At 47.7% G+C, this 14,724-nt stretch carries 11 protein-coding genes; all 11 read right to left on the bottom strand.

Going from position 1 to position 14,724, the window contains the following annotated elements:
- Positions 1–122: 122 nt before the first annotated feature.
- A complete protein-coding gene (locus tag G9G57_RS11090) occupies positions 123–1,469 on the bottom strand; it encodes a GH1 family beta-glucosidase (protein WP_164964942.1) in 1,347 nt (448 codons plus the stop codon).
- Complete coding sequence (locus G9G57_RS11085) at positions 1,466–3,937, bottom strand: glycoside hydrolase family 95 protein (RefSeq protein WP_164964941.1); 2,472 nt, start codon at positions 3,935–3,937, stop codon at positions 1,466–1,468. Before G9G57_RS11085 ends, G9G57_RS11090 begins: the two co-directional genes overlap by 4 nt.
- Before the next feature lie 104 nt (positions 3,938–4,041).
- Positions 4,042–5,736 carry an ABC transporter substrate-binding protein gene (locus tag G9G57_RS11080; protein WP_164964940.1) on the bottom strand — a complete coding sequence of 565 codons (1,695 nt, stop codon included), beginning with the start codon at positions 5,734–5,736 and terminating at the stop codon, positions 4,042–4,044.
- 62 nt (positions 5,737–5,798) lie between these two features.
- Positions 5,799–6,701, bottom strand: a complete 903-nt coding sequence (locus tag G9G57_RS11075; RefSeq protein WP_040102855.1) for a carbohydrate ABC transporter permease — start codon at positions 6,699–6,701, stop codon at positions 5,799–5,801.
- A 15-nt stretch (positions 6,702–6,716) separates the two neighbouring features.
- Positions 6,717–7,730, bottom strand: coding sequence for an ABC transporter permease (locus tag G9G57_RS11070; RefSeq protein WP_164964939.1), 1,014 nt, complete (start codon positions 7,728–7,730; stop codon positions 6,717–6,719).
- A 115-nt stretch (positions 7,731–7,845) separates the two neighbouring features.
- The gene (locus tag G9G57_RS11065) at positions 7,846–8,034 is read right to left on the bottom strand and encodes a hypothetical protein (RefSeq protein ID WP_164964938.1); all 189 of its coding nucleotides are present in this window, start codon (positions 8,032–8,034) and stop codon (positions 7,846–7,848) included.
- Positions 8,035–8,107: 73 nt separating this feature from the next.
- A complete protein-coding gene (locus tag G9G57_RS11060) occupies positions 8,108–8,524 on the bottom strand; it encodes a cupredoxin domain-containing protein (RefSeq protein WP_025674777.1) in 417 nt (138 codons plus the stop codon).
- 144 nt (positions 8,525–8,668) lie between these two features.
- Positions 8,669–10,468 carry a thiol reductant ABC exporter subunit CydC gene (cydC, locus tag G9G57_RS11055; RefSeq protein WP_164964937.1) on the bottom strand — a complete coding sequence of 600 codons (1,800 nt, stop codon included), beginning with the start codon at positions 10,466–10,468 and terminating at the stop codon, positions 8,669–8,671.
- Complete coding sequence (cydD, locus tag G9G57_RS11050; RefSeq protein WP_164964936.1) at positions 10,449–12,209, bottom strand: thiol reductant ABC exporter subunit CydD; 1,761 nt, start codon at positions 12,207–12,209, stop codon at positions 10,449–10,451. The genes cydC and cydD overlap by 20 nt, the downstream gene beginning before the upstream one ends.
- Entirely contained in the window at positions 12,209–13,222 is a 1,014-nt protein-coding gene (cydB, locus tag G9G57_RS11045; protein WP_164964935.1) for a cytochrome d ubiquinol oxidase subunit II, read from the bottom strand. The genes cydD and cydB overlap by 1 nt, the downstream gene beginning before the upstream one ends.
- Positions 13,209–14,615: a cytochrome ubiquinol oxidase subunit I gene (locus G9G57_RS11040; protein ID WP_045245014.1), complete on the bottom strand. Its 1,407-nt coding sequence runs from the start codon at positions 14,613–14,615 to the stop codon at positions 13,209–13,211. Before G9G57_RS11040 ends, cydB begins: the two co-directional genes overlap by 14 nt.
- Positions 14,616–14,724 lie beyond the last annotated feature (109 nt).

The raw sequence follows: 14,724 nt of genomic DNA, 5'->3' as shown, positions 1-14,724 counted from the left end.
TACATACTAGAACCATCTGTAATTCATCTTGGCTATTATTACCCCAGAGGACCTCCTATTTAAACAAAAGGGAGCAGAAACAAGGCCTATATCTGCTTGATTTTCATAACATTTCTCTTGATTTAACGTCTAGTCTCCAGCCAGTTATTACTTACTACATTTCGATACCAATAGTAACTTTCCTTGGGGGTACGGACTTGTGTGCGAAAATCGACATGAATCATGCCAAATCTCATATTATATCCCTCTGCCCACTCAAAATTGTCCATAAGTGACCAGGCCATATACCCTTTAACATGAAGGCCGTCATGAATCGCCCGGTGTACCTGTACCAAATGCTGCTGCATGTACGAAATTCGACGGTCATCCTGCACCTTTCCGTTTACGACTTCATCATTGATACAAGCCCCGTTCTCTGTGATGTATATATCGATGTTACCGTATTTTTGCAAATAATGTAGTACCTCATACAGCCCACGTGACTCCACCGGCCAGCCGATATCTGTTACAGGTAGTCCCATATTGATTTCTTCGGATTGAAGAAATCCTGCTTCCGGATTAAAGCGATTAACCGACATACTATAATAATTGATACCGATCATATCAATAGGTTCACCGATAATGTCCATATCTCCATCTTGTATAGGTACGGTGGCTCCCTGCTCCGCAAACCAGTCTACCAAAAACTGAGGATACGAGCCTTGATAAATAGGCTGGAGAAACCAGTCACTATGCAGAGAAATCGTGCGCGCACAAGCCGCTTTATCTTCCTCAGAGGTGCTGTAAGGAACAGCCCAGGAGACATTGGGAGCGATACCGATCTGGCCACTGGTGCCTAGCTCGCGGAATCGGCGTACAGATAGGCCATGCGCGACCAGCAGATGATGTCCTACATCAATCGCTGTCTGGAGATTCGTCATACCCGGAGCATGAACTCCTAACATATTGGATAAAAAGGCGATGCACCAAGGTTCATTGAATGTGAGCCAATGGTGTATCTTACCGTGAAACTCGCGGAACATCGTTTCTGCAAACTGGACAAATGCCTGAATTGTACGACGATTTCCCCATCCTCCCGCATCCTGTAGCGCCTGTGGCAGATCCCAGTGATACAGTGTACAAAACGGTTCAATCCCGTTGTCGTTCAACAAATCAACAACGCGATGATAATAGTTCAATCCTTCTTGATTGACTTCACCGTCACCACTCGGGAATATACGCGGCCAGGACACCGAGAACCGATATGTACGAATGCCCAGTTCCTTCATGAGACGGATATCTTCTTCGTAACGATGATAGCTATCACAAGCTACATTGCCGTTATCCCCGTTAAACACTTTACCAGGCGTATGGGCAAAAGTATCCCAGATCGACAACCCTCTCCCATCCTCCTGATAAGCCCCCTCGATTTGGTAGGCGGCTGTTGCGGTACCCCACATAAAGTCCTGCGGAAATTGAAAAATAGTCATTGTGTCTCTCCCTCTCCCTCAATTATAATTGTATATTCATTCGTTTTTTCCTGCTTTTTGGTAAAAATCCATGACAAAATAAATCCTCCGTACTTGGAATCAGGCTGAGCCTGACGAGCATCTGCGCTAAACGGGTGTGCACTGCGAATCGTGCAGCTTCCCGTCTGGACAGATGCGGTAAGCTCCGCACGGACGAGCCGCGAACCGGACCACTCCATGCTGACCGTAATCCCGCCACGCCCTTTCAAGCCGCTGACCCTTCCCTCCCGCCATGCCGATGGCAGGGCAGGCAATAGCGTCAGCTCACCCGGGCGGCTTTGCAGCAGCATTTCTGCGATGCCTGCCGTCGCACCAAAGTTACCGTCGATCTGAAAAGGCGGGTGAGCGTCAAATAAATTAGGGTAGGTCGATCGCGACAGCAACGTGCGAACATACCGATGCGCAGTGTCGCCATCTTCCAGCCGGGCGTACAGGTTAATCAACCAGGCACAGCTCCACCCGGTATGCCCGCCACCATGATCGAGCCGGCGGCGTAACGATATGCGGGCCGCCTCAGCCAGCTCCGGAGTATCGCGGATATGGATCTGTCGGCCGGGATAAACCCCATAAAGATGCGAAACATGTCGATGCCCAGGCTCCGCTTCCTCAAAATCGACCAACCATTCTTGTAACTGACCGTGACGGCCGATTTGATAGGGGACCAATCGTTCCCGTGTCTCTTCGCAGCGCTTGCGGAATTCATCGTCTAATTCCAGCAGGTCTGCGGCTTGAATACAGTTGCTTAATAGCTCCCGAATCAGCGTCATGTCCATCGTGGAGCCCATGGATATACTGCCATCCTCGCCTTCGGGCGTGATGAATTTATTTTCAGGTGATGTGGATGGAGACGTTACGAGCCGACCAGCCGGGCCCTCCACGAGCCAGTCCAGGCAAAAGGCTGCCGCCCCCTTCATAAGCGGATAAGCCTGTTCTGCCAAATAGGTTGTATCCAAGGTGAACAGATAACGTTCCCATAGGTGAGCAGTCAGCCATACACCCCCAAGCGGCCAAAATGCCCAACTGGCATGGCCATCTGACGGTCCGGCGTTTCTCCACACATCTATATTGTGGTGAGCTGTCCATCCTTGAGCCCCATAATGGATGGAAGCGACCCTACGTCCCGTACGACCGACTTCTCCAATCATGTGCAGCAATGGCTCATGGCACTCGGCAAGATTACATACCTCTGCGGGCCAATAATTCATCTGTGTATTAATATTGGTTGTATAGTTACTATTCCACGGCGGCTGTACCCGGTCATTCCAGATGCCCTGAAGGTTGGCGGGCTGACTGCCCGGACGTGAACTGCCCATAAGCAAATAGCGTCCATACTGAAATAACAGCACTTCCAGCCCCAGGTCTGCCTGACCTTTCTGATAGTGTTCTAATCGCAGGTCGGTCGGGAGAACGGACTCGTCGGTTAGCGTGTCACTTCCCAGTTCTAATGCAACACGGTCAAACAGCTTCCGGTGATCCTGCTCATGGCGTTGCCGCACCTGCTCACTTCCCAGCGAAATCGCTCCGTCTAGAGTGACTTTGCAGGCTTCTACTGACTCCGTTGCATCACTATTCGGCATAGCCTGGAATCCCCGAAATCCGGTAGCTGCTGCCAAATATACCGTGATTTTATCCGCGTCCGAGATGACCAATGCTCCGTCATCTCCCGTCGTCAAGGTTCCTCCCTCGGGAATAACCCTCGCCTGAACTGCAAAAGCCATCCCCAAATCATTTTCGTAAACGACAGACTGTGGATGATCGCCGTGATAATTAGATTCCACATGACTGGGCGCTCGTCCAGTCAACGTAATAAAGTCCCTGGTCGGTTCCTCGGATGGATCGTCATCGCTAGCCCATTTGGAGGAATTCTCAAGTGCATTCTCTCCAACTTCATCCTCACAAGGATGGGGTGTGGTCATGCGCACAGATGCATGGATTTTTCCGACCTTACTCGCAGTCAGTGACACCATAATGACTCCATCGGGTGCACTGGCGATAACTTCACGAGTATAGCGGACTCCATCACTCTGAAAAGTGACCGCTGCCGTTCCGGTCTGCATATCCAGTTCCCGTTCATAATGCGCAATCTCCCCTAGGTTCTCCTGCGTAATCCACAAATCTCCCAAAGGCTGGTAGGCTTCTGTATCGCGGCCCAGCATGTTTGAAGTAATCAGTTGTTCGGCTTCTTTGTATTTTCTATCTGCAATCAGCTTTCTGGCAGGTTTTAAATATCGCAATGCATCATACTGAACGCCATCCCTGGGGAATCCGGACCAGAGCGTATCCTCGTTTAATTGCAAATGCTCCTCCCTGATTCCGCCAAATACCATAGCTCCCAGACGTCCATTGCCGACTGGCAATGCTTCTTCCCATACCTCAGCAGGCTGGCGATACCATAACCGCAGGGACTGTGGTCTTTCGCTTTTCGTCACGACAAACCCTCCCTCATCAGGGGCAGACAAAGCGCTGCTACAAATTGGCCCTAGCGTATGCGCTCTGTCACTCCGAGATTTCAAAGTTTGGATAAATGGACTTACTATTTGGACGCTTTCCCACTCCATAACTCCACTCTGTCCTTCACCAGTTGCGTATATTGCTGTTCCATTTGGACAGCTCCGGCGGCATCCAGTTCTTTAATCATGTTGTCGTATATCGTATCAAAATTGGAAGCTGGTGCTAATATCGCTTCCGGTATCCGTTTGCGGATAATATCTGTCGTTTTTTTGAATGTAACGTTATAGTTGGATTCATTGTCTGTCGTTATGTTATAGGCCGCGCCCCAAGGCTTCACATCAAATTCTTCTTTTCCTGGAAACAGTTCCTTCCACGTTTTTACGCCATACGCTTTAAGTGATTCTTTCTCCGGCTTCGAGTAAGCCGCGATAATTTGTTCCGGGAATTTGGCAGTGTAGTAGTTACCCGTAGGGTCTTTCACCCCGTCACCATAGTGTCCGCTCATTAATGTGTACAAGTCTATTCCAGTGGATTTATTGAAGCTGGTTGTATTGTTCGTTTTTTGGTCCAATACATCGGCAGGAATGACGCGTTTGCCATCTTTGATTTCATAGTGCTTACCTTCGATTCCCCAGTTCACAAGCACCTGTCCTTCATCAGAAGCTAAATAATCCAGGAATTTAATAGCCCGCACCGGGTCCTTGCAACTTTCCGTAATCCCTACACCATAACCGGACGCAAATCCTGTATCCTGAAAGGAACGATCCTTATATTCCTCCGAAAGTGTAACTGGAAAATGTGCATAGCTGGCATCAGACTTACCTGACGCTTTTAATGCATTTTCGGCATCCTGATAACCCCACTCCTGGTCGATCAGACCCAGGACACGGCCGCTGGCAATTTTGGATTTGTATTGGTCACTTTTTTGTACAAACGAATCTTTATCGAGCAGCCCTTCATTGTACATGTGGTTCAACCAACGGAAATATTCCTTTTCTTCCGGACGTTTGTAATGAAGCTTGGCTTCAAATGTTTTGGGATCAATAAAATATTCACCATCATCTGGTGCTCCAGTCGTCTGGAAGGCAGGGTTCGTTACGGTAATCATAATTCTCCAGTCGTCCGCATCCAGCGTGAGAGGGATCGTTTTTTTGCCATTAATCGTCGGATGCTTGGCGGCGTAGGTTTTGAGTACGTTTTCAAAATCCTGTAAGGTTCTTACCTTGGGATATCCCAGCTCCTTAAGCACCTTATGCTGAATTTCAAATCCTCCCGTCGCATCAAAACTCTCCTGTCCAACACCTGCATACGTAGGAATAACATAGATAGCTTGATCTTTATTGCTGTATTTCAGCCGATCCATATAGGGACCGTAAAGCTTTTTGAGGTTAGGCGCGTGATCGTTAATCAGATCGGTCAGATCAATCATGGCCCCCGCATCCACAAGCTTGTTAATATTTGCTTTAGGAGAGACCAGGTCTGGGTATTCTCCACTTGCTGCCATCAAAGCAATTCGGTCATCTCCACCTCCGCCGCTGACATCAAATTCCGCATTCAAGGTTACACCTGTTTTCTTGGTGATTTCCTTGCCTATTTCATCTTTCATTCCATTCCATTGCGGGCTTGTATCTGCTCCGAAGAAGCTAAACGTAATCGGATCTGTGCCGCTGGATGAGCCTTCCTTTGCTGCTTTATCGCTTCCACCGCAACCTGCGAGTGCTGCAAGAGATACGGCGAGCAAGGGAATCAATGCAAATCTGGACCAGTGTTTTTTCATGTTCAAGACCTCCTGCATTTGTAGGATTTTACCGTTGTGAATGGACTGTAACGATTTGATTGTTATGATTTAACAGCTCCCAGTGTCATACCGCCTACAAAATACTTTTGTAGGAATGGATATACGAGCAAAATAGGAAGCGTGACGGTAATCGTGATTGCCATTTTAATCGACTCTGGCGAAATTTGAGCCATTTGCTTAGCCATATCGTTGTTATTCGCCATATTGGCGCCGCCTTGCTGCGTACTTTGCAGTATCTTCATCAGCTCAAATTGCAGCGTTGTCCATTGTGCGGCGGTTCCGTTGTACAAGTACGTATCAAACCATGCGTTCCATTGATTTACCGCTAAAAAAAGAGCAATTGTCGCCAGTACAGGCTTGCACAGCGGTAGAATAACCTTCCAATATATTGTAAAGTCATTTGCTCCATCCAGCTTTGCAGACTCCTGTAACGCATATGGCAAACCATCCATAAAGGAACGAATGACAAAAACGTTAAATGCGCTGATCAGCCCCGGAAAAATATACACCCAGAACGAGCCCAGCAAATGCAAATCACGCATCAAAATAAACACAGGCACCATCCCGCCGGAAAAATACATCGTCAGCGCCAGAAACGTGGATATGAACTTGCGCGCGCGGAAATCGACCCGACTCAGCGTAAATGCAAGCATAGAAGCACAGATGAGTCCCAGCAGCGTTCCAACCACTGTACGTAAAATGGATACCTGCAGACCCCGAAGCAGGCCATCGTATTGGAAAATCGTTTTGTAATTTTCGAGTGTAAACTGGCGCGGCCATATATAAATACCGCCACGCACCGTATCCGTCGAATTGTTCAGGGAAATTGCCAGTACGTTCAGAAACGGGTACAGCGTCAACACCACGATCAGAGCCATGAGAACATAGTTGAACAAGTCAAACAGCTTTTCTGACCGTGTAGCGTTAAATGCCTTATTCGTCATTTCGCTTCTCCCTCCCTACATGATGCTTTCTTTGGTCAGTTTTTTGAATATACCGTTCGCTGTAAACAACAATAGAATGCTAACCATTGAGTTGAAAATGCCTATTGCCGTCCCGTAAGAGAAGCGGCCCAAATTAATCCCGTAATTCAGTGCATACAAATCCAGCACTTCCGAATAATCCGTTACGAGACTGTTGCCAAGTAAGAACTGCTTTTCAAAACCATTGCTGACCAGATGCCCAATCGCCATAATAAACAGAATGGCGATAGTCGAGCGGATACCCGGCAGTGTAATATGCCACATCTGTCTCCAGCGACTGGCCCCATCCACACGCGAAGCTTCATACTGTTCCTGGTCAATTCCTGTGATGGCGGCTAAATAAATAATCGTATTCCAACCCGTCTCTTTCCATATGTCGGAAGCGGTTACAATGTACCAAAACCAACTCCCCTTGGCCATGAACTGAATCGGTTCATCCACAATATGAAGCGCTACCAATATATCGTTAACAATCCCTCCGTCAATGGACAGCATTTTCGTCACCAATCCGGCCACAACTACCCATGATACAAAATGCGGAAGGTAGGATACTGTCTGCACAACTCGCTTGAACAGCATACCACGCAACTCATTTAACAGAATTGCAAAAAAGATCGGTACAACAAAACCAAAAACAATACCCATCAGGCTCATCGCCAGCGTATTGCGTAATACCAGATAAAAACGTTCATCCTGAAAAAGCTCAATAAAGTTGTCCAACCCTACCCACTTTTGATCCCAAAACGATTTGGCTGGTTTATAATTTTGAAACGCCATTGTCCAGCCCCATAGTGGAAAATAACTGAAAACAAACACCCATATGACGAAAGGAATGGACATAAAGTAAAGATACTTTTGCTGTTTCACGCTGTTCCACAAGCCTTTTTCACCACGTTCGGGCTTCGATCCGCGAGCCTTACGCGGTCTTCCCCGATTGGATTCAGGAATCGCAGTATCAGCGATGGAAGCGGTTTCAGTTGAAGATCCCATAACAAGCTCCTCCTCATCTCTAGATACTATTATCATACTTTGCTGGCTCAGAAGCGGGTACCCGACGAATTAGGAGAAAAATCAGTTCAAAATTAGATATATGGGATGAAAAAAATTACATTCGTGCCACTACGCATGCGGATGTTGCTTCCCATCGCTGTTGCTTGTCCAGCACCATTCCGCCTGCTCCGTTCTCATGTAAATTCCCTGAGAGAAGAAAAAACAAAAGATCAGCTAATGTAAGCTGATCAGAGGTAAAGGATAGTGCATATTGCACCACAGCTGGATGATGATATATATACACATACTGTCCCAATTCACCTAGTTAAAAGAAAAAAAGCTTTCTGGCATCAATGTGCCAGAAAGCTTTTTTTGATTTATTTTACTGTGATCGTCCCGTAGTACATGTACATGCCACAATTATACTCATATACGCCCGGTTTCAAGTCCTGGACGGTAAAATAATTATTTTCGTGATCCAGGTAAACGTCCATTCCGATCTTCAACGACTGTACTTCATCAATGCAAGTAAAAGACGTCATTTTCTTGAAATTGATCTTTGTTGGTACGCCGGCTTTCACTTCAATATTTTTAGGATAGAAACCGTCCCCTTTTACACCCACTGTCACAATCTCGTATTTGGCTTCATCTGGTTCTTCCTGAGCTTGTTTAGGTTGAACGGCCGGAAACGACGACACGCTCCCCTGAAAATAAAACAAGACAAACCCGCCCATGATCAGGGCTACAAAACCAATCAGCATCAAATGCCAATGTTTAGAGATGAGTGTTTTCATTTCTTTCAGCCCCCTCCAGTTGAATGTCTACATGACATGTGACGCATCAACTCTAACCAGTATATAAAAGTTAATCGAAATTTTAAATACCTTGTTTCAAAGCTTCTAGCAGATGAATCATATTATCCGACACGGTGATCATCACTATTTTTCCAGATCCGGATGATCCAGCTTATACAGATTACGGTACCGGACATGATCGCGCCAAAGCTCATCATGACTGCCTCGCATGGAGATGGCGCCTTGTTCCATAAAGATCACCTCGTCCATATGCTTCATCCCCGTGAGATGATGAGTGATCCAGATCAATGTTTTGCCTTCCAGTACGCGAAACATCGTCTGCATAAGTTCATGCTCCGTCAGTGGATCAAGCCCCACTGTCGGCTCATCCAGCAAAACAATCGGATGGTTTTGCAGCAAAATCCGCGCCAGTGCAATGCGCTGTCTTTCTCCACCAGAAAAGCGAAGACCCGTCTCCTGCATTCTAGTATCGTAACCCTCCGGTAAAGAATCGATCAGGGTTCCAAGCCCTACCTGCTCCGTTACTGCACGAACCTCATCGAGCGTGGCGTCAGGTCGCCCTAAACGAATATTGTTCGCTACCGTCGTATCGAACAAATACGGTTGCTGGTTTAGCACCGCAAACAGACTGGAGTATGCTCCACCTGTAAATACGGGGACGCCTGCGACAGTGACGCTCCCTTCATCAGGTTGCAATGCTCCTTGAATCAGATTCAGCAGCGTAGACTTGCCCGCACCACTGCGGCCAAGCAATGCAACCTTCCCCCCCTGGGGTACGTGTAGGGAGATATTACGCACACTCCATTTCTGCGTTGCCGCATAGCGGAAGCTTACGTTGTTCAGCAGTAGGTCTCCCCCGTGGCTTAATCGCTGAGCGGTAGCCTGTTCTTCTTTAGTATCTGCTGCATCGTCTGCTGCTGGTTGTCCTGCATCTGATCGTGCTGCAAGTGCAGATGTATCTTTCTCGGAATCCTTTAGCCGTCGAAGTGAATCCTGATACTCCGGCGCATGAACCACCGCTTCTCCAGCGCGAACGAAGGCATCCAGCAACGGAAAAGTTACTAAGGCAAAGGATGCCAGCCATGTGGCTTCAATGCGATTCTGTGCTACCAGTCCTCCGGCCCACACAGTCATAATTACAATTCCGCCGCCTACAAGGCATTGTGCGATCCAATGAGAACGCCACTCGTTCCGACGAAGTGAATTTTCCACCATGGCAGCCCTCTTGTGCCGTTGTGTAAAGGTGTTAAGGAAATCCCAAGTCCGTCCACTCAGCACCAGATCACTCATGCCGAACAAAGCATCCGTCAGTTCCTGATAGGCTTTACTCCGTTCCTGCTTGAACGTACGCCGTTTGGCGAGTGAGGTCCAAAGTGAGATAGCCGGGGCGATGAAAAGCAAAAATCCACCATATAGCGCCATCAGCAAGGCAAATGTGCCGTCCATCCAGCCAAGCGCCAAGATGCCTGCTGCATAAATCAGCAAAGCCGATAACGCAGGCAGAACCAGCTTCAGATAGATATTTTGAAGCTGCTCAATATCCTCCGCCAGCAATCCCAATAGGTCCCCTGTACGAAATTTGCTGCGAATCATCAGCGCCTGCGGTTCCACTGCCCGATACAAGCGTACCCGCATACGAGACACAAGGCGCAGCGCAGCATCATGGCCTACCAAGCGTTCCAGATACTGAATGACGGCTTTACTAAAACCAAACGTTCGCACAAGCACAATTGGCACATACACCATTAATATATTCTCAGGCTTTAAGGCCGAACGAGTAATCAGATGGCCGGACGTAAAGAGCAGCGCGCCTGCACACCCAATGGACAGCGCTCCCAAAAGAGCTGCTGCCAGAAAGGCCCAAAAATAGTGTTTCAGATAAGGCAAAAACCAGCCTTGACTACTATTGTCCGTTGCTCTCATATCGTCCGTCCCCTCCTTCCGACATTCCCGTCAGCAATCGGTAATATTCTCCCTTTTGGGCAACTAGTTGCTGATGGGAACCTACCTCTTCCAGACGACCTTGATTCATCATCCAGACACAATCCATATCCGGCATCCAATGCAGCCGATGGGTGGCGAGAAACATTCTTTTGTGTTTCAATACGGACAAAATGGTCTGTTTTAACTCCCATTCTGTCTCAATATCCAAATGTGCCGTAGGCTCATCCAATAAAATGATCGGACGGTTACTAAGCAAAGCCCGCGCCAAGGCAACCCGTTGCGCCTGCCCTCCACTCAATGTCCGACCTGCTTCCCCAACAGGCTCATTCAATCCACCCGGAAGGCCATTCACCAGTTCACGCAGTCCAACCGCGTCAATCGCCCACTCTACCTGCTGGTTGGATGCTCCCGGTTCATAAAAGCGAATATTATCTGCCAAAGTAGCGCTGAACAGGTAAGGATGCTGTGGAATATAGGCAATATGCCGTTGCCATTCAGCTTTGGTATCCACAGATAATCGGCATCCATTAAGGGTCAGCTCACCTGAAGTGGGGTCAGAAAAACCGCCAAGCAGACTAAGCAATGTCGTTTTGCCTGCACCACTCGCTCCGACGATGCCGATCATGTTCATGTGCGGTTCAACACTTGCAGACACATGTTCAAGCCGGGCAGAGCCGTCTTCATTCAGTAAACACACATCAGACAGCATAAGGATGTCCTGCCCCGTGATGTCTAATCCTTTATCATGAACTGTCTGTGCATTCGTCTCCGTCGCTTCTTCTTCTGCACCGAGAATCGAACGTATCGCTCCCCAAGCCTCTTTACCATCCAATGAGGCGTGATAGTCTGATCCCAACTGTCGTATAGGCATAAAATATTCCGGTGCCAGAATAAGCACCGCAAGCGCTGCCTCCAGTCCCACTGAACCACTAATCAGACGCAGCCCCAAGCCTACCGCTACAAAAGCGACCGACAGCATACTGAAAAAATCGAGGGCAAATGAAGAAAGAAACGCTACCCGCAGCGTACGCATCGTGGCTGTACGATACTGGTCGCTGACCTTCCCTACGGTTTCCCCATGCGCCCGACTGCGTCCCAAAAACCTTAGTGTCTGTAGTCCACGCAACGAATCCGTAAAATGATGTGATAACAGACGATAGGAACGCCACTGCTTGTCTGCCTGCTTTCGCGCCGCCAAGCCGAGCAAAATAAAGAAGCCCACCAGAATCGGCATCGTAGTCGTCAAAATCACACCTGAAATCAGATCTAATGTGAAAACGTACACAAGCACAAGTAAGGTTACAGCCATCATGTCTATCATACGAGGAATGGATATTTCCAAATAATTGCGAACCCGATCCACGCCATCCAGCGCTAGCGTCACCAACTTGCCGCTTCCTTCCCGCGCAGCAAAACCCGGGCCTCGCTCAAACAAACGCGCAAGCAGACGCTCCCGTAAGGAAGCGCCTGCTGCTTCGGCGAAACGACCGGCTGTCCGGCGTTGCAGCCAGATCATCGTATGCCTCACTGCAAAAGCCGCGAAAAACAACGCCAGCGATGGCCAAGCCATTACTAGCGGATTTTGTTTAAATAAAATCGTAACAGCCTTTGCCAAAAAGATGGCTTGTGCAATTACCGCTGCTCCCTGGAGCAGGGAAAGGGCGGCCAGCAGCAGCATTACTGGCCGAATGCCCTTTAATTCAAACCAGGCTTTATCCATTAGTATTCCAGATGATCCTTTTCACTGAGACGCTTATGGAAAACAAAATAGCTCCACGCCTGATAAGCCAACACAAAGGGTAAAAGCGTTGCTGCAACAATCGTCATGGCTTTCAGTGTGTAATGACTGGAGCTTGCATTATATATCGTCAAATCAAAAGCACTGTTGATCGAGCTCACCATAAATCTCGGGAACAAGCCAACGAATAACGAAACGAAGCTTAGCAAAATGATGACACCGGTCATCCCGAAAGCCCATCCTTCGCGGCGCTGCTTCAGGAAATACCATGTTAGCACATAGGCAACCATCCCCACTGCAACCGCAACATACATAAAGGGACCGCGACGTGCAAATAAATCCGTTGCAAAATAAGTCCATACCACCATACCAGCAAGCAAAATCCCCAACACCGGAAGAAATTTGGACGCGATCACACGAGCACGATCCCTTACTTCACCAATCGTCCGCAGAGAAATGAACGTCAGCCCGTGCATAAGGCACATTCCGACCACGGTCAGTCCAATCCATACGGTGTATCCATTGAACACATCCAAGAATCCGGCTTTCAGATCCATGTTTTGCTGAATAGGTACACCCTTCACTAAAGCGGCAAAGGCCATACCAAACAGCATCGGTGGCAGGAAGCTGCCAATCAGAATGCAAGCATCCCACGTTCCTGTCCACCCTTTCCCTTCAGCCTTGCCACGGAACTCAAAGGAGACTCCTCGCAAAATCAAGCCTAGCAAAATAAACACAAATACCAGATAATATCCGCTGAACATCGTTGCATAAAAATGCGGGAAAGCGGCAAACATCGCACCTGCTGCTGTAATCAGCCACACTTCATTGGCATCCCAGAATGGACCAATCGTATTGATCATTAAACGTTTTTGTTGGTCATTGCGCGGCACTAATCCAGTAGCCATACCCACGCCAAAATCAAAGCCCTCTAGAAAAAAGAAGCCTGTAAACAGCACTGCGATCAATAAGAACCATAAATCATTTAACGTCAATGCTGCCACCCCCTTGAGCAAATGGATCATGAATTACCGTATGCTGATGCGGCTCCATATCTGGGCCTTTACGAGCGGTGCGAGCAAACAGGAATGCCAGTACACCCGTTAAAATGAGATACAGCGACGTAAATGCAATCAGTGAGAACAACACTTCTCCTGCTACAACGGTAGGTGAAACGGAATCTTTTGTTTGCAGCAAACCAAATACAGTCCACGGCTGACGTCCCATTTCTGTCATGATCCAGCCCGCGGTATTGCCAATGAACGGGAGTGATATCCCCCACAGCATAAGACGGAAGAACCAACGATGGGAGCCCTCCAATTTTTGTCGAAAACTCAGATAAGCTCCGTACAGAGCAAGTGCGATCATGGCACATCCTGCCGCAATCATAATGCGGAAGCTCCAGAAGGTCGTACGGACAGGCGGAATATAATCACCCGGACCGTAGGTCTTTTCATACTGTGCTTGAAGCTCCTTCATACCAGGCACAGAGCCGGAAAACTTGCTATACGACAGAAAGCTCAGTGCAAACGGAACCTTAATCTCAAAGGTATTTTCCTGCTTATCAGGATCAATATTGGCAATAATCGTCCAAGGCGCTGGATCGCCACTGTCTCCCCACAGAGCTTCACTGGCTGCCATCTTCATGGGCTGTGTTTTGATCAAATATTGAGCCTGTCCATGACCAAACAAAGGAATAGCAATGGCACAGATTAATGCAACTATAATGCTCAATTTAAAAGAAGGTTTAAAGAAGTCCATATTCTTTTTATGCATCAGCTTCCAAGCACTAATCCCTGCTACCAGGAAAGCTCCAGTTGCAATAGCAGCAAAGATGGTGTGAGGATACTCCCACAAAAGCTGCTCGTTCGTTAACAAAGCAGCAAAATCTTGCATTTCTGCCCGGCCATTTACAACCCCATATCCTACGGGACGTTGCATGAATGAATTAGCAGCCAAAATCCACAAAGCCGAGAGCATCGTACCAATCGCTACTAGCCACATGCAAACTAAATGGACAGTTTTGGATAGTCTTTCCCAGCCGAATACCCATAGGCCGATAAAGGTTGATTCCAGAAAAAATGCAAGCAATGCTTCAATGGCTAGCGGTGTACCAAATACATCACCGACAAAACGGGAAAAGTCCGACCAATTCATTCCGAACTGGAACTCCTGCAAAATTCCGGTAACTACGCCCAGCGCAAAGTTAATCAGCAGAAACGTTCCCCAGAATTGAGCCATTTTTTTGTACAAGTCTTTTTTCTTGATAACATACATAGTCTCCATAATTGCCACCAACAATGACAATCCAATGGAGATTGGCACATAAACAAAATGAAGAATCGTAGTGGTTGCAAACTGCAACCGTGCCAAATCCAATACGTCCATGATGCTGCTCCTCCTCTGTACTTCCCTTAACAATGATTTAATGTTTGTGATCTGAAGTCTTTTATATTTGTGATTGTATTCACATTGTTACATATGAAACCGTCACTTT

It is taken from the genome of Paenibacillus sp. EKM211P (genome assembly GCF_011066175.1).
Classification (GTDB): Bacteria; Bacillota; Bacilli; order Paenibacillales; family Paenibacillaceae; genus Paenibacillus; species Paenibacillus polymyxa.
This window is presented reverse-complemented; position numbering and strand designations above follow the sequence as displayed.